This window comes from Psychroflexus torquis ATCC 700755, assembly GCF_000153485.2.
GTDB classification, from domain to species: Bacteria; Bacteroidota; Bacteroidia; order Flavobacteriales; family Flavobacteriaceae; genus Psychroflexus; species Psychroflexus torquis.
This window is the reverse complement of record NC_018721.1, coordinates 2,895,846-2,913,527: the sequence shown is the minus strand read 5'-3', so window position 1 is coordinate 2,913,527 and position 17,682 is coordinate 2,895,846. Positions and strand designations below refer to the sequence as shown.

At 35.7% G+C, this 17,682-nt stretch carries 15 protein-coding genes; 3 read left to right on the top strand and 12 right to left on the bottom strand.

All coding sequences use genetic code 11. The features are described 5' to 3' along the window. Positions 1-7: 7 nt before the first annotated feature. From iadA to P700755_RS18810, 4 genes are all read right to left on the bottom strand, one after another. Positions 8-1,156: a beta-aspartyl-peptidase gene (gene iadA, locus P700755_RS12490; protein WP_015025018.1), complete on the bottom strand. Its 1,149-nt coding sequence runs from the start codon at positions 1,154-1,156 to the stop codon at positions 8-10. Positions 1,157-1,160: 4 nt separating this feature from the next. Continuing rightward, entirely contained in the window at positions 1,161-2,522 is a 1,362-nt protein-coding gene (gene dcuC / locus P700755_RS12485; protein WP_015025017.1) for a C4-dicarboxylate transporter DcuC, read from the bottom strand. Positions 2,523-2,536: 14 nt separating this feature from the next. Continuing rightward, complete coding sequence (locus tag P700755_RS21330; RefSeq protein WP_015025016.1) at positions 2,537-3,541, bottom strand: lamin tail domain-containing protein; 1,005 nt, start codon at positions 3,539-3,541, stop codon at positions 2,537-2,539. A gap of 141 nt (positions 3,542-3,682) precedes the next feature. Beyond that, on the bottom strand, positions 3,683-5,410 hold the full coding sequence (locus P700755_RS18810; protein WP_015025015.1) for a T9SS type A sorting domain-containing protein: 1,728 nt from the start codon (positions 5,408-5,410) through the stop codon (positions 3,683-3,685). 86 nt (positions 5,411-5,496) lie between these two features. Here P700755_RS18810 and pdxR point away from each other — a divergent pair, with 86 nt between their 5' ends. From pdxR to P700755_RS12460, 3 genes are all read left to right on the top strand, one after another. Further along, positions 5,497-6,999 (top strand): MocR-like pyridoxine biosynthesis transcription factor PdxR, encoded by a 1,503-nt coding sequence (gene pdxR, locus P700755_RS12470; protein ID WP_015025014.1) that lies wholly within the window; start codon positions 5,497-5,499, stop codon positions 6,997-6,999. A 589-nt stretch (positions 7,000-7,588) separates the two neighbouring features. After that, positions 7,589-9,256, top strand: coding sequence for a formate--tetrahydrofolate ligase (locus P700755_RS12465; RefSeq protein ID WP_015025012.1), 1,668 nt, complete (start codon positions 7,589-7,591; stop codon positions 9,254-9,256). A 191-nt stretch (positions 9,257-9,447) separates the two neighbouring features. After that, positions 9,448-10,218, top strand: coding sequence for a class I SAM-dependent methyltransferase (locus P700755_RS12460; RefSeq protein ID WP_015025011.1), 771 nt, complete (start codon positions 9,448-9,450; stop codon positions 10,216-10,218). Here the strand turns inward: P700755_RS12460 and P700755_RS12455 are convergent. The 8 genes from P700755_RS12455 to P700755_RS12420 form a co-directional block, all read right to left on the bottom strand. Further along, complete coding sequence (locus P700755_RS12455; protein ID WP_015025010.1) at positions 10,215-11,216, bottom strand: FAD:protein FMN transferase; 1,002 nt, start codon at positions 11,214-11,216, stop codon at positions 10,215-10,217. The two genes, P700755_RS12460 and P700755_RS12455, sit on opposite strands and share 4 nt — an antisense overlap. Beyond that, on the bottom strand, positions 11,213-11,572 hold the full coding sequence (locus tag P700755_RS12450; RefSeq protein ID WP_015025009.1) for a hypothetical protein: 360 nt from the start codon (positions 11,570-11,572) through the stop codon (positions 11,213-11,215). The genes P700755_RS12455 and P700755_RS12450 overlap by 4 nt, the downstream gene beginning before the upstream one ends. Before the next feature lie 61 nt (positions 11,573-11,633). Then, positions 11,634-12,923 (bottom strand): NADH:ubiquinone reductase (Na(+)-transporting) subunit F, encoded by a 1,290-nt coding sequence (gene nqrF / locus P700755_RS12445; RefSeq protein WP_015025008.1) that lies wholly within the window; start codon positions 12,921-12,923, stop codon positions 11,634-11,636. A 12-nt stretch (positions 12,924-12,935) separates the two neighbouring features. Further along, positions 12,936-13,550, bottom strand: coding sequence for an NADH:ubiquinone reductase (Na(+)-transporting) subunit E (gene nqrE / locus P700755_RS12440; protein ID WP_015025007.1), 615 nt, complete (start codon positions 13,548-13,550; stop codon positions 12,936-12,938). A 15-nt stretch (positions 13,551-13,565) separates the two neighbouring features. Continuing rightward, positions 13,566-14,315, bottom strand: coding sequence for an NADH:ubiquinone reductase (Na(+)-transporting) subunit D (locus tag P700755_RS12435; RefSeq protein WP_015025006.1), 750 nt, complete (start codon positions 14,313-14,315; stop codon positions 13,566-13,568). A 3-nt stretch (positions 14,316-14,318) separates the two neighbouring features. Further along, a complete protein-coding gene (gene nqrC / locus P700755_RS12430) occupies positions 14,319-15,044 on the bottom strand; it encodes an NADH:ubiquinone reductase (Na(+)-transporting) subunit C (protein ID WP_015025005.1) in 726 nt (241 codons plus the stop codon). Positions 15,045-15,046: 2 nt separating this feature from the next. Beyond that, positions 15,047-16,210: an NADH:ubiquinone reductase (Na(+)-transporting) subunit B gene (locus P700755_RS12425; RefSeq protein ID WP_015025004.1), complete on the bottom strand. Its 1,164-nt coding sequence runs from the start codon at positions 16,208-16,210 to the stop codon at positions 15,047-15,049. A 13-nt stretch (positions 16,211-16,223) separates the two neighbouring features. Next, entirely contained in the window at positions 16,224-17,567 is a 1,344-nt protein-coding gene (locus P700755_RS12420; protein ID WP_015025003.1) for a Na(+)-translocating NADH-quinone reductase subunit A, read from the bottom strand. Between the last annotated feature and the right edge of the window lie 115 nt (positions 17,568-17,682).

Here is a 17,682-nt window from a genome sequence, read left to right as displayed (position 1 = left end):
TTTCATACTATAGTTCAAAATTTCCTTTAACTATAATTTTTTTATTTTTCATCATCTGTTGTCCTTTTGCAAACACATCAGTAAGAGTTAAGTCTTCATCAAAAAAACAGAAGTCGGCATCATTACCAACTTGTATGCTTCCTTTGTGCTTAAGCCCTAAGTTTTCAGCAGGATTACTGGTGACTAGTTGAAAGGCTTTTTCAATTGGTAACTTACCTTCTTTGACCAATAGTAAGGTTTCAGATAAATTTTTATCTATTGGTGCTTTTCTTACGCCAATGGCGCTACCCTCTTCATCAAATTTTGTTAAGCCTGCATGGCCATCTGTACTAAAGGTCATTTTGCTAATATCTACACCGTGTTCTAATGCATATAAAACCGATTTATAAGGCGCTGTATATTGAGATGCCGCTGTTGTTATATCTATCATACCGCCAAGTTTGGCAAATTCTATTGCTTGGTCAAAAAGCTCTTTTGAACGGCCAACATGCGTTGGAGAGATGTGTTTAATAGGAAAGTGAAAGTCATTAACCAATTCAAACAACAGGTCCATTTTGCTGGGTAAGTTTCCTAAATGAATATGTAGTATCCCTTTTTTGCCTCCAACCATGCCACCTACCATGATGTCTCTAAGTTTTCTTACCAAATCTGTAGCCGATGGATAAGAAGATCGAATATCACTAATGGCTATTTTTACACCCAATACTTTATCAATAAACAACATATCACCTTGAATACTCTCTGTTATGGTTACGGTGTCCATACCATAATAACCGCTAAACATGTATGCTGAAATGCCTTCTTGATTTAAGCCTTTTACTTTTGCATATAAAGTTCTGATGTTTCTGGCAGTGCCATCTGTTCCCAAAAGACTACAAACGGTTGTTGTACCACAGGCAATGAGTTCGCTAAGTTTTACTTCTGGCGTCATAGACCCAAAACCTTCTTTACCACCAGCACCTATGACATGTATATGTTGATCTATTAAGCCAGGGGTTACTATTTTGCCTTCAGCATCAATAATCTTTACATGTTTATTTTCAAATTCGCTAAGGTTATCTTCAATAGCTATGATTTTATCATTTGCTATCAAAATATCTTTTTTACCCATTTTTGATGGGGCGTATAATTGTGTATTTCTAAGTAAATTTAGCATTGTTCTAGATAAAATGATAGGTTAACATGATGATTAAAGCCACTCCTAAGGGGATGATATTTCGTTTCACTATAGATATGGCAGATACCTGAGCAATTTCAGCCGTTGCAATAATGACACCAGCAACAGGAGAAACAGTTCGTCCCATTGAAGCTGAAAATTGCATAGGTAAAATTATAGAGCTAGATTCAACCCCCAAGGCTTTTGAGATTTTTGGGACTAGAGGGCCAAAAGCAAAAAATGAAGCATTTCCACTACCCATAAGCATGGAGGCTAAAAATATCATCACAGACATAACAATACCTATCCCAATTGCTCCAAAACCTGCATTTTGAGCAAAAGCTAGCAAACCATCTATAAGACCTAAACTTATCAATCCTTTTGCAAAAATATCAGCTGTTATAATTAAGGTGACTACAGTCTTAAAAATGTTACCCATTCCGCTCCAAAATATTTTTAGCGTATCAAAAACCTCTTTGATATTTCTTCTTCTAATCGCTTCGAATATCAAGGCTATAAATAGACTAATAAACATGGCTGTAGTGGTGTCTAATGCGATGGGTGAAGGAAATAAGTTGAATAGTTTTGAAAAAACAATGAGCAGAATTATGGGTAAAATGGGGATGAGCGCATAAATTACAGGAACGTCTGATTTTTTATCACTTTCGGTTTCTACCACCTTTTCTTTTTCGATTTTCTTGTCAAAATGTTTATTTACAAAATAATAGGTCACCATCATTGAAATGCTCAACGGCCATACTAAAGGAATTTGATAGTCTACTAAATAATCTATAATTGGTATGTCGCATAATGCTGAGGCACTTACAGTTATGGCAGATGCTGGTCCCATGCCAAAGGCCGTTGTTGCTGTAATTACAGACACTGCCGATAATCTGCTTACTCCTAAATTGACCAGTATTGGAAATAATGATGCCATGAGCAATAAACTTAAACCTGCTGCAGATGGGATAGAAACAAATAATATTTGACCTATAGGTATAACCATAGAAGCAGCTATGTAAGGTTTTTTCTTAAAAAGCTTTAGTGGTTTCATAGCGACATGAACCAAGGCCTTAGAAGCGCCAATTTTATCAATATAAGCAACAAAACCACCAATGGCCATGATCATAAGACCTACGCCAGCATTGGTTTTACTAAAAGATTCTTTGATGTATCTAAAAAAATCAAAGCCAATAAAACCAGTTTCCTCTTTTAAGACAGGCAATTTGTAATTTAAAAAATAAGAGATACATAGCATTAGCAATCCAGAAACCAATAAGACGGCATGTGGATTTTGTTTTTTTAATAGCAACCGGGCTACAATGACTATAAAAACAAGCGCTATAATTACTCCTAAGTATTCCATTTATTTTTATAAGGTTAGAAAGAACTCCCGTCTAGTTTTGTACCTGGAGAAAACAAAGCCCCATTTGCAGCATCTAGTCCTGCGTGTTGTTCAAATTCTCCTATAAGGTCTGGATTACGTGTATAAGACTCATTTGGATTATTGGATAAAGGCTCAACATCAAAGGTTAATACTGGATCTCCACTTGGGTCTGCTAGAGTCATAAAATCTCCAGAGTTACTCATATTTAATTGACCTTCTGATGCGGTTTGAACAATTGCTCCACCAAAAGCACCTGTTGGTGTGCCTCCGCCAAAAACGACTAATACACTATTTACTGGTAAAATAGTTCCTTGAGGAAAAGTATGCCTAATTTGATCTGCGTCTGAAAGGGTATAGCCTGAAATATCTAAAGCTGAACCAGAATTAAAAAATTCTATAAATTCATCATTAAGAGGACTTCTTGTGCCATCTCCGTTAGCATCTCCTAGAGCACCTGAGGCAGGATCGTAATTAACTTCATTTATTAAAAATCCTAAAAAAGGACAGCCGTTGTTTTCGATATCGCCAGCTACATCGACACATTCATCATCAGAATCCAAAACACCATCGTTATCGGTATCTGTATCATCATCCAAAATTTGTATCTCTAAGCTAGAACCTGATAAAACTAGAAATCCTGCACCACTCTCTAAGGAGATGTTTAGGTTTTCCACACCTTCGATGTCTTGGTCTTGAAGCCCATTGAGGGAAATACTTCCAGAAGTTTGTCCGTTGCTAATTGTAATTTCTGTTGCAGAAATAGAGAAATCAACACCCTCAGTTGCAGTACCACTAATTAGCAGAGGTACCGTTACAGTTTCACTACTTGTTGAATTTAAGGTTGCCGTTATTTGAATACTACCCTCATCTTCGCTTAGGTTGGTATCACTTGTTGTCAATTCTAAAGCAGGTAAAATATCATCTGTAGTACAGGAGTACTGTAAAAGACTTAGCAAAAAAATGCCAAAAATACCGTTTAAAGTCTTGCTTTTACTCATGAGTCATAGAATTATAAAGTTAACGCTGTGTTGCGTTCTTAAACAAATTTAAATACTAGTTATGCGCATTTTAAGTCACAGATTTATTATCACTTAATAAAAAAGGCTGCTATTTAGAATAGCAGCCTTTGGAATTAGTCATTAGTCGATAATCAATTTGTTTGTTGAAGTGCGATTTGAAATCGTAGCCCTTAACAAGTAAATGCCACTTCCTATACTGGAAACATCCAATATGCTTGTACTTAATTTTGTTGACATGACCAGTCTACCGGTGAGGTCATATAACTCGATAGTCTTGGTGCCCTCAATTTTAGAATTGATATTCACAAATCCGTTTTTTACAGGGTTTGGATAAAATGTAATATCAAATTTCAAGCGATTATCTTGAATTGATAAGGTTGTCCCGTCTACTTGCAATCCTGGCGAATAAACTAAATCTGCATTTGCATCCGTATGAAGTACATAATCACCAGTTATATCTGGGCTTCTAGTAATAGATTGATTGTCACCAAAATTTAAACTTAAGTCATCAGAATCAAAATCGATTACCGTTAAGCCTGATGAATTTTTGACTATAATATCATCTCCACTATTTGTTAAATTTAGATCACCTGATGAGGATGTTTGAACAATGGCCGTTCCGAAACTGCCAGTTGGTGTTCCACCTCCAAAAACAACATAAGCGCTATTAGCTGAAATTATTGTATTTGCGGGCACCACGTGTCTTGGTGTATCAGAAGATAAACCGTTAGAGTCAAATATAGTATATCCACTGATGTTTAAATCTTCATTCGAATTATTAAAAAATTCCATAAATTCATCTTCTGAAGCATCTCTAGTTCCATCGTTATTGGCATCACCTTCTACTTCTGCTGTTTGGTCATCGTCGCTAGGAGGATCAAAAAGGACTTCATTCAAAACCAATGGTACACAACCGGGACTGTTGATATCATCAGATAAATCACATATACCACCATCTGCTAAATCACTAACCGAAACGGTAATATCTGTACCTTCTGGGATATTGGTAATTACAATAGTGCCCGTTTCGGTATTTGAAGGATCATCGCCACCAACTGTGCCTGCAGTTGAGTTTACCACAAAAGTATTATCATTATTTCCACCTATAAAATCTAGCGTAGCAGTATAAGTGTCGTCAGTATCTCCATTTGAAAATGTTGTACAAATTACAGATGTACTTCCTAAAGCTATTGTACATACCTCTCCAACAGGGGTCCAACCAGAACCTGAACCTAAAGGAAATGTACTTCCTAAGGTTCCAAAATAGGTTTCTAAATTAGGACTTGCTCCACTTCCTTGGCAAGCAGTATGATCATCTAAATCGTCTTCTGCGGTAATAGACCACTGCGCAGGATCCCAAGTTCCTGTATCTGAGATACCATCTAATCTTGTAGCTACAGCATCATTATGATTCCAATTAGATTCAGTGTCATCATCAGCGTCTGTTTCAGTTTTACCAAACTGACTAACTACTGTTCCGTTTAAAACCAATTGGTAGCCATCATCGCCACTTGTTGAAGTTCCAACCTCTGTTGTATTGCTAGCATCAAAAATAGTTGAAGGAAATTCAGCTTGCATTAGTGGAATGTCTCTGACAATGTAAACGAAAGCATCTGTTTGAACTCCTAAACCAGAGATGTCAATCTGATTATCCTGCCAAGCATCTCCATTTTGCATATAATTTAAAACTATATCATCATTAGCAAAATCTACAGTACCGTCTACATAGAGCTCTACTGTTTTAACAAAAGGATTTGAACAGCCTGTCTCAATAACCTTTGTTATAGTTACATTTTGTGAAAATGCACCTATATAAAATAAACAAAATAAAAGGTAAATATTTTTCATATCTATAAATTTTGGTTAGTAATATTTTTAATAATGTAAAATAGACAGTTTTTTCTTTATATTTTGCATACCAATCCAAAAAAATAATGCATACCAGTTCCGATTTCATTCTAAACCTCATAAAAGGGGAATTAAGCTTAACAGAGGGTGAACTCGGTCTTGCTAAATATCTGAAAATCAAAATCTTCATCAAAGCAAAAATTGAAGATCAAAGTATTCCTAGAGAAAGCCAGCTTCCTTCTACGAGAAAACTTTCTGAAGTGTTGGGCGTTTCAAGAAGTACAACGGTGAAGGCCTTTGAGCTTTTACTGATAGAAGGTAGCATAGAATCTAGACCAGGGTCTGGTTATTGGGTTAAAAAAATTGACATCTCATATACCAAAACGGAAAGAATAAGTCAACTCTCTAATTATCCTGAAATTTCTAAACGTGGGAAACTCTTTTCAAAAAACGTAGGTCTACTCCATTCCACAGATGAAAAATTTGTAGCCTTTAGGCCAGGTTTACCTCCCTTGGATGTCTTCCCTATTAACCAATGGAAGAAAATTTCTGATGAATATTGGAGACGAGTAAAGTTTTCATCTCTATCTTTTTCTGATTCCTCGGGTATAGAGGTTTTTAAAAAGAATGTTGCAAATTATTTAAATCTTGTTCGTGGTATTAAATGTGATTATCAACAAATTATCATAGTATCGGGTTCATTACAATCTTTATATTTAATTGGGAATGCTTTATTGAATCCAAAAGATACTATTGTGATGGAAAACCCAACATTTCCCAATGTGCAATCTATTTTTAAAAGTTTAGGAACTAAAATTAATGAGCTTCCTCTAGATAACCAAGGCATTAAAATTAAAGATTATAAATCAAAAGGTAATACATCCCCAAAACTTATTCACCTTACACCTTCAAATCATTATCCTACAGGCGTGAGGATGAGTAAGCAGAGGAAGCTTGAAATTTTGGAATGGGCAAGTAGTCATAAAGCAGTTATCATCGAAAATGACTACGATCACGAGATCAGTAATTGGAAAGATAGACAAGAAGCCATTTTCAGTTTAGATCGAGAGAACCGAACTGTGTTTTTAGGTACGTTTAATAGATTGTTACATCAATCTGTCCGTTTAGGTTACATGGTAGTCCCTTACTATTTATTGGATGTTATTAAGGCCTTACAAAAACACTCACATAGATTCGTTTCGCCTTCAAATCAATTTATTATGAGCCAGTTTATTGAAAAAAATTACATTTATAACCATATCAAAAATGTTGTCAACATAGCAGAAAAACGCCGCTCTATATTTATTGATAATTTCAAAAAGTATATGCCACCTTCAGTAAAAATAATGTATTCAGAAGCTCGAAGTTTACATCTTTTAGCAGAAATTCCAGACCACTTGTCTGATAGGATTATAAAGGATAACTTAAGCATCTTAAATATCAACGTCCACCACTACAGTAATTGTTTTATAAATAATAATAAACAAGGTTTTATTTTCGGGTACTCTTGTGTAAAACGTCCAGTGATAGAAAAAGCAATTCGTGAGCTTTCACACACCTATAAATCCTATGAAAAGTCTAATCACTAACACAAGTTGAAAATTACAGAACAACTTGTAGATGATTTAATGATCTGTTAACCACCTACTTTAATCTAATTTTTCCTACTCTTTATAGGTTGTAATGACAATGAAGTTGACCTTCCATCAATTCAGAAGAGCTTTCATTTTCCGGATCTTTCAATTTTACTTATAACAAATTAAACCTATAATGTAGCATAAATTTAATTTGGTATTACTTAGTATAAGCGGACTTTTAGTTGCAAAAAGAATTGAAAACCCTGAAGTCAAAAATTATTCGTTTTGGACTTCAATGGGTATTGGGATTCCTTATCTTTTATTTGAATTGAATTCAAAAAAAGGACGAAACTAGTAAATGAAAAAGAAAAAAGATTCCAAAACATTTTACTACAAGAAAAGCAATGAAAAAGAATAATCTAACTATACATCCCCTTAATAAAAGCATAAATAAAGCCTTTTACCTTTTTTATTAAAGGGTTTATTTATTTCTTCTCTTTGTAAAACACTAAATTGTTCTGGGGTTTCAATACCGATTTTTTTACAAATACACAGTGGTAAATAATTAAGCAAACACATTCCAAATTTCAGAGAAAAGTAAATGACTGATATAGAAATTGCACAGAAAGTTAAAGCGGATCACATTAAAAGAATAGCTGAAAAATTAGACATCAAAGAAGCCTATTTAGAATATTATGGGAATGAAAAGGCTAAACTACCATTAGACTTAATAGATAAGGAGAAAGTTGATCAGAGTAATCTTATCTTGGTTACGGCCATCACGCCAACCCCAGCAGGAGAGGGAAAAACAACGACTTCCATTGGCCTAAGCGATGGATTGAACTGTATTGGCAAAAAGTCAGTTGTGGTCCTCAGAGAGCCAAGCCTTGGGCCTGTTTTCGGTATGAAAGGTGGAGCTACAGGGGGAGGCTGGAGTCAGGTTATTCCTATGGTAGACATCAACTTACACTTTACAGGTGATTTTCATGCCATTGCTATGGCTAATAATTTACTTGCAGCACTCATTGATAACAATATACAAAACAGAAGTAAAAACTTAGGCATAGACCCTCGCACTGTCATATGGAAACGCTGTATGGATATGAACGATCGCTCTCTTCGAAATATCGTTTCGTCCCTTGGGGGTAAAGCAGGTGGAATTCCTAGTGAGACAGGGTTTAACATTACAGCAGCTTCAGAAATTATGGCTATTCTATGTTTGTGCAAAAACTTAGAAAACTTACAAGAGATGTGCAGTAACATCTATATTGGAGATACTTTTGAAGGTAAGGCCGTTTATGCTAAAGACTTGAATGCTTCTGGAGCTATGGCTGTTTTATTAAAAGATGCCATCAAACCTAATCTGGTTCAGACACTTGAAGGAAATCCAGCGATTATACATGGAGGACCTTTTGCTAATATCGCTCAAGGAACCAACTCTATTATCGCTACAAAAATGGGCATGAGCCTAGGGGATTATGTCGTTACTGAAGCTGGATTTGCGGCCGATTTAGGTGCTGAAAAGTTCTTGAATATAAAATGCAGAAAAGCCAATTTATCGCCCAAGGCTGTAGTAATCGTGGCAACAATAAGAGCGCTCAAGTATCATGGAGGACTGCCACTGGATCGCTTAACGGAAGAAAATCTGGAGGCCTTAGAAAAAGGAATCCCAAACTTGGAGAGGCATATAGAAAGCATTCAAAGTTTTGGGTTGCCCATAGTTGTTTCTATAAACGCCTTTAACGGTGATACCGAAGCTGAAAAAAACCTTATTTATGTCTATTGTAAAAAAATAGGAGTACCTGTAGTTTTAAGCTATGGCTGGGCTGAAGGAGGGAAAGGCTGTATCGAATTAGCTGAAAAAGTAGTAGCTGCTGCTCAAACTTGTAAAGCTAAGTTTACTCCTACTTATGATCTGAAAGATTCCTCCTTAACTAAAATAGAGAAAATTTGCAGAAGGATATATGGAGCTAACAATGTGGTGCTTACAGCCAAAGCAAAAAAGCAACTAAACAAATTTGAGGGTTTAGGCTATGGTAACCTACCCATTTGTATGGCTAAAACCCAGAAAAGCTTGAGTGACAACGAAAAATTACTAGGCCGCCCTAGAAATTTTGACATACACATCCGTGAGTTTGAAATAGCTGCAGGAGCTGGATTTATTATTCCAATTGCTGGTAACATACTTAGGATGCCTGGTTTGCCTTTGACCCCTTCATCTGAAAAGATTAAAATAGATAGAAAGGGAACAATCTCAGGATTATTTTGAAAAAAATAAAGATTTGATCTGATTTTAAGATCAGATCATTCTAATTCTCTTATGAAGGAACAATCCTTTATGAAGAAATGGCTAGGAGTTGATATGTAGAAATTCATTGTCTAAACGGGTATTAGTGAGGCATAATTTTAAATAAGTGGTGATTTAGCTTTAATTTTACTTTTGAAAAGTAAAATTAAATTTTGAAAAAAATATTCCAAGTCCTTCTCAACTTATTCCCAAGACCTTTCCTGATTCAGATGAGCTTAATCGTAAAGCCAGTATTGATTTTGGTTTATAAAGGAACTGCCTATAAAGATCCTATAGATGGCAAAACCTTTTCGAAATTTCTACCCTACGGGTATGAAACACAAAGGCCTAATGTTTTGGGTCCCTCTACCTTATCTTTAGAAAGGCACCGTTTGCTTTGGTTGTATCTACAACGGAAAACAGACTTTTTTACTAGACCACAAAAGCTACTCCATTTCGCACCTGAACAAGCTTTTTTTAAAAGGTTTAAGGACATGGAAAATTTGGAATACACGACCACAGACCTCAATTCTCCAATTGCAGATGTTAAGGCAGATATTTGTGATTTACCATTTGAGACTGATTTTTTCGACACGCTGATTTGCAATCATGTCCTAGAGCATATAAAAGACGATTCTCAAGCCATAAAAGAACTTTTAAGAGTTCTTAAACCTGGCGGAATGGCTATACTCCAAATCCCACAAGATCTTTCGAGAGCAACTACATTTGAGGATGATTCTATAACGGATTCAAAAGACAGATCTCGAATTTTTGGACAGTACGACCATTTAAGAATCTATGGTCGCGATTATTTTGATAAACTAAGGGAAATAGGGTTCCAAGTTAAGGAAGTGGATTTCACTTCTGAATTGACGGAAGAAGAAGTTGATTACTTTAGACTTAGCCAAGGTGAACTACTCCCCATTTGCTTTAAACCCTCTTAGAATTTCTCAACTGAAGATTGAATCTCTGGTGAGATATAAGTCTTTTGATTTCCCTCTGAGTCACTATAAATTAAAATCACTTTAAGGGCATTTTGTTTCTCGATGAATTGCAGAGACTTTTCAAATCCCATCGCCATAAATGCAGTCGCATAAGCATCTGCATCGGCGCAAGTGTTTGTAATGACGGAGGCTGAAAAAATATCTGTTTTTTGAGATTGTCCCGTATTCGGATTGATAGTATGTACATACTTTTTACCTGACAAGGGATCTAATCTAAACTTCCTATAATTTCCCGACGTGGCTAAAGACTCATCCTTAAGTTGAATGCCGTACATCAATTCTCTGGAATTATTTTCTGATGGAAGTTCTATTCCAACTTTCCAAGGAGAAGCCTTCTCTAGGTTCTTGCCTTTCACTCTCACTTCTCCACCAATTTCTACTAAATAATGAGTAACACCTTTGGAATTTAGATAGTTTCCAAACACATCCACAGTATACCCTTTAGCTATGGCATTAAAATCTAAATAGAGCACAGGAAGGTTTGAAATAACTTTAGCCTCTTCAGATAATTGAATATGGTTAAAGCCCACAAATTGAAATAGAGAATCTATCTGACTCTCTTTGACATCTTCTGAATAGCCTTGAGGCCCGAACCCATAAGCATTCACAAGCATCCCTACACTAGGATCGAAATATCCATCAGTATCATTATAAATTCGTTGAGAAGCTCTAAAAACCTTTTGGAAATTATCATCAACAACAACTGACTCTCCAGCATTGATTCTTGAAATATCAGACTCACGCATGTAAGTGCTCATAGATAAATTGATATCCTTTAGGATAGAATCAATTACAGATTCTTTTAGGATATAGTCTTCTGAAAAATATTTAACAGAATACGTAGTGCCTAAAGCACTTCCACTTAAGGAGTGTGAATTTGTTGTGTTTTTTTCGCAAGATAGGAGTAGAAAACTTAAGGTTAAAAAAAAATATTTCATTTAATTTCTATTAAACCTGTGTAATTTAAAACATAATCTTGTTCGGAGTCTACAGGCAGTTCATAGCTTACAGAATTGGCTACACCAACACCTGCATAAAAAGTTTTAGCCTCGTAATTAATGCCATGTTTACTAACTTTCCCCATTAACTCCTCATCATAAAGCACGGGGTTATCAGGGTAGTTGACTGCTCGGACAACAACAAATATCAACTTCTTTTCTTTGGTTGCAACAAACTGTGGGTTTTTAGATTTTTTACTGTTTACAGCTAAAAATTCATATCCCAGTTCTTCGAGATCCTTACCAACGAGATTCATAGCAAGGTTGTGTAATTGTTGATCTGTAAGTAACCCCATATTTCTTTAATATAATAACCCCAAACAGTTTCCTGTTTGGGGTTATAAAATTCAATCCATCTTATCCGCCGAAATCATCAAATCTGATATTTTCATCGGGTATACCGAAATCTTCACCCATTTTCTGAACCGCTTGGTTCATCAATGGTGGACCACAGAAATATAATTCCATATCCTCAGGATCTTCATGATGATTTAAATAATTATCGATCACACATTGGTGAATAAATCCAACAAAGCCATCACCTTCTCCATCAATTCCATCTTTCTGTTTCCAATTATCTTCTTCTTGAGGTTCAGATAAAGCTAGGTAAAATTTGAAATTAGGATAATCACGCTCTAATGCTCTAAAATGTTCTGTATAGAATAATTCTCTTTTTGAACGACCACCATACCAAAATGTGACTTTACGGCCTGTTTTGATGGTTCTGAACAAGTGGTATAAGTGAGAACGCATTGGGGCCATACCGGCACCACCACCTACATATAGCATTTCTGAATCACTTTCATTGATGAAAAATTCTCCATAAGGTCCTGAAATTGTAACCTCATCCCCTGCTTTGCATCCAAAAATATATGAGGAAGCAACACCAGGATTTACATCCATCCAGTCCCCTTTTGCTCTGTCGAAAGGAGGAGTAGCAATACGTACATTCAGCATTACTTTTCTGCCTTCTGCTGGGTAAGAAGCCATAGAATATGCTCTTTCTACGGTCTCTGTATTTTTCATAACAAGAGGCCATAGTTTGAAAGAATCCCACTCTGCTTTGAATTTATCTACATCACCAGGATGCTCTTCTGGATGTGCGGAAATATCTAAATCTTCAAACTTCACTTCGCAAGTGGGGATTTCAATTTGAATATATCCACCGGCTTTGTAGCCCATATCTTCAGGAATTTCAACAATAAATTCCTTGATAAAAGAGGCTACGTTATAATTGGAAACAACAGTGGCTTTCCATTTCTTAATACCAAAAACTTCTTCAGGAATTTGGATTCTCATGTCTTGTTTCACTTTCACCTGACAGCCCAGTCTCCAACCTTCAGCAATTTCTTTTCTTGTAAAGTGTGGCTCTTCCGTAGGAAGAATTGCACCACCACCATCTTTTACAATACATTTACATTGTACACAAGTTCCACCGCCTCCACAAGCAGAGGGTAGAAACAATTTGTTTTCACTCAACGTATTTAATAAAGTAGATCCTGAACCCACTTCTAAATCTTTCTCTCCATTTATATTGACCTTAACTGGTCCGGACGGAGATAATTTCGCTTTGGCTGATAGTAAAATAACCACCAACAACAAAATTAAAGTTAAGAATACTGCAACACTCGATAATATAACTGTCATAATCCTTTTTGTTTATAATTTAATACCCATAAAACTCATAAATCCAATCGCCATCAGTCCTGTAATAATGAATGTAATCCCTAATCCCTTAAGCGGTGCTGGCACATTTGAATAAGCTATTTTCTCTCTGATTGCCGCAATAGCAAGTATAGCTAAAAACCATCCTAGTCCACTTCCAAGCCCATACACTACAGCACCTTCTATGCCATTAAAATCTTTTTGTTGCATAAACAGGGACCCCCCTAATATAGCACAATTTACAGCAATAAGGGGTAAAAATATACCCAAAGAACCATATAAAGCAGGAGCAAATTTCTCTACAATCATCTCAACAAGCTGAACCATAGAAGCAATTACAGCAATAAACATGATAAAGCTAAGAAAACTCAAATCCACGTCTAAAAATTCGGCACCTAACCAAGATAAAGCACCTGGTTGAAGCAAGTAATTATCGAGAAGATAATTAACAGGAACTGTAATCAACAATACGAATATGACAGCAGCTCCAAGACCTACCGCGGTTTTTACTGTCTTTGAGACTGCGAGATAAGAACACATCCCTAGAAAATATGCAAAGATCATATTCTCTATAAAAATACTTTTAACAAATAGGTTTACTAAATCCATTACTAATGCTTTTATTTAATTTTCTTCAATTAATTTTCTATTACCTGATCTCTGAACCCAGATAATGATACCTACCACGATAAGTGCCATTGGGGATAATAGAAAAAATCCATTATCTTCATAACCTAAGCCATATAATCCAGTGGACTCTGCTAAGGTTACACCTTTATGTCCTAAAACTTCATAACCAAGCAATTTACCTGAACCAAAAAGCTCTCTAAAGAAAGCAATAACAATTAAAATAAGTCCATAACCTGCAGCATTTCCAATTCCATCTAAAAACGATTTATAAACACCGTTGCCTAAAGCAAAAGCTTCAAGACGACCCATGATTATACAGTTTGTAATGATAAGACCAATGAAAATAGAAAGTTGTTTACTCACATCGAAAGCATAAGCCTTTAAAATTTGATCTACAAGAATCACCATAGCTGCTACCACAACAAGTTGAACAATAATTCGGATTCGACTTGGTATTGAGTTTCTAAGTAAAGAAATAATCACGTTACTGAAAGCCATCACAAAGACCACTGCTAGTGACATTACAATTGCAGGCTTAAGCTGAACTGTAATCGCTAATGCTGAACAAATTCCTAAAACCTGAACGGTAATAGGATTGTTATCATTTAAAGGATCCTTTAAAATTTTGCGATTTGCCTTTGACAAAAAATGTTCTTTCTCTTCTGAACTCGATAAAAAGAGAAGCATTTCAACCTTCTTCTTTTCGGCTTCAGTTTTAGAGTTTTGATTTGTTTCTGAGCTCATAACTTATCGTATTGCAACTTTAATATTTTGACGCTTTTTGAGGAAAGGTAGATAATTCTTTAGTCTCTTTTCGATCATTATAGAAACTCCATCACTAGTTATGGTCGCTCCTGAAATTGAATCAACTTGGTTATCATCCTTATTGTTTCCTCCGCTATATCCTTTTTTAACGCTGACCCCAACAAGCTCTCCCTGCCCGTTGAAAACTTTCTCATCGACAAAGCTTTGCTGAAACCAGTCCGTTGTAATTTCTGCACCCAAACCCGCGGTTTCTCCTTTGTGGTCGAAAACAACACCTTGGACAGTATTAGCATCCTCTTTAAGTGCGATATAACCCCAAATAGCATCCCAAAGTCCGTTACCTCTCAATGGAGCGATATAAAATTCGGAACCTTCGTAATTCGCTACATAGATAGGAAAACTTTGTTCTTCCTCTGGTTTTGATAATTCTTTAGATAATTTGACATCAAAGGCATTGACACCTTCTTTCTCTTCACCTTTTGAATTTAGAGAGATTTGCTGAGTAATATATTTGTTAAATAATTCTTCTGCATTCTCTCTACTCGTTTCAATGCCAATAGTAGAAAGTATATTTTGCATTTTTTCTTTACGCACATTTTCCTTTTGCAGGGGTCCTAATGTAGTTGCAGTAAAAGAAAGTGTTACCGCAACGACAACCACCATGATTATTGCAAAAATAAAAGTGTAAGAATTGCTATTTTTATCCATTGTTAAGCTGTTTTAACTGTTTTCATTTGTAAACGCTTCTGTCTTTTCTTTACATTACCTTGAATGACGTAATGATCTATCGTTGGGGCAAAAACATTAAGTAATAATATGGATAACATAATGCCCTCGGGGTATGCCGGATTAAACACTCTAATCATAATTCCGAAGAGTCCTATTAAAAATCCATAAATCCATTTCCCACGTGTCGTTTGTGCTCCACTCACAGGATCTGTTGCCATAAATACAATTCCAAATGCAAATCCACCAACAATTATATGCTGATACCAAGGGAAATTAGTTAGGCCATTACCTTCAATATTTAAGACGTTAAAGATCATCCCCATTACCGCTGCTCCTATAATACCACTCAATATAATCCTCCAACTCCCAACTTTTGTCAAAATAAGAATTAAAGCACCTATAGCAATACAAAGGGTGGATGTTTCAGAAATTGATCCTGGTATAATTCCAGTGAACATTTCTGCTGTATTGTAAGTTATTTCCTTGTTGGCAGCTAGTGAACCTAGAATTGTTTCACCAGATATAGAATCAACATTCGATGCTTCACTCACCCAAATCTTGTTTCCAGACATATACGTAGGGTAGGCAAAAAATGCAAAGGCTCTAGCTGTAAGAGCAGGATTTAAGATATTCATCCCCGTACCTCCAAAAGCTTCTTTCCCGATCAAAACTGCAAAGATAACCGATAAGGCTACCATCCACAACGGTATGTCTACAGGCATAATCATAGGAATAAGCAATCCTGTGACGAGGTAACCTTCATTCACTTCGTGACCTCTCATGATCGCAAACGCAAATTCAAGACCCAATCCTACACCATAAGATACTACAATCATTGGAACAATTTTATAAGCTCCATGAAGAATAGCCTCAAATATAGCTGGATTCTCGCCTAATTGAATGTAATGTTGATAACCAGCATTCCACATTCCAAAAAGCAAAGCAGGAATTAAAGCCAAAACTACTGTGATCATAGTTCTCTTTAAATCTACAGCATCTCGAATATGAGCTCCCTTTTGGGTTGTATGGTCTGGAACAAATAAAAAGGTATCCAATGCATTAATAGCTGGGCGATACTTTTGAAGTTTGTTACCTGGCTCAAAAGGCTCTTTAATTTGATCGATTTTGTGTCTAATCCAATTCATAATTATTATAAATTTATCCTACTTCCGTTAACATAATATCCAAACCACCACGAATAATCGATTGCGCTTCGATTTTAGACGTGTTCGTGTAATCTATAAGTGCGAAATCTTCAGGAACAACTTCGTAAATTCCTAAGCTTTCCATTTTTTCTATATCACCTGCCATACAAGCCTTAATGAGTTGCATTGGAAAAATATCTAAAGGCATGACCTCTTCCATTTCCCCAGTCACCACCAAAGCTCTCTCTTCTCCATTTATGTTGGTATTGACTTCGTATTTCCTTTTAGGAAACAACCAGGATAATGAAGTTTTGGACATGGAGTGAATATTGTTATCTATAAAAGGTATCCATCCAAACATCCTAAATTCATTTCCTTCAGGAATAACAGTAAGTTCATTAGCAAAAAAGTTTAAATAACCATCTGCCTCTACTTTTTCACCAGTCAATACATTACCACTTATGATCCTTGAGTTATCTTCAAAGTCTTTTAAAATCGACTTTACTTCTGCCCCAGCGATAGTTTTGAAGTATTTTCTATTTTTTGCAGATGTCCCAGTAACAGCGACTGTTCGTTGAGCATTATACTTTCCCGTTTTAAATTGCTCTCCAATTATAGCGACATCTTCAGGGTTTACAGTCCAAACTCTCTCGCCCCTATTCATAGGTTCTGTTTCATGAATAAGAGTTCCTAAGTTTCCTGCTGGATGAGGACCAGAAATATTTAAAATTTCCACATTCTCAATATCCTTTAAAAAAGAAGCAGATTGTTTATCAACACCTAGGTATACTTTTCCGCCTGTAAGTTTCGTTAAAGCATTTATACCAGCCTGAAAAAATTCAACTCTGGCTTTTAGAATAAATTCTGCTGAACCAGTTAACGGAGCTGTGTTATAGGCAGATATGTAAATTGCTTTTGGGGTGTCATCGGCATTTGCTGGAATATTATAAGGTCTTTGGTTTAAGAAAATTCCTAAGCCTGTTGAAAATATACGATCTTTAACCTCAGTAGAATCCGATTTTAAGGGATCCATCACTCCAAAATCTTTGTACACTTGAGTCTCATCTGCTTCGATGATGACGTCCAGAATTTTTCGTTTTGCACCTCTACGAACCTCCTTGAGTGTGCCACTTACAGGGGATACCACTCTAGTTTTTGCTGAATATTTTGAGAAAAAAACCTCATCTCCAGCTTTTAATTTAGCCCCTTCTTTAAGTACCATTTTAGGAACTAGAGAATAGAAATTAGCTGGCCTTAAAGCTACAGTTTTAGTATTTTCACCTTGTTCAAAAGTTTCAGTAGCTTCACCCTTTAGATTTAGCTTTAAACCCTTTTTAATTTTAACGTCTGTGGGCATCTTAGATTATCGTTTAATTTTGTTGCACAAATTTAATAATTAAACTTGCATTCTTATGGCAAAGGAATCTTATAGTTATATTATTTATAATCATTCTAAACAAATAAATTTTAGA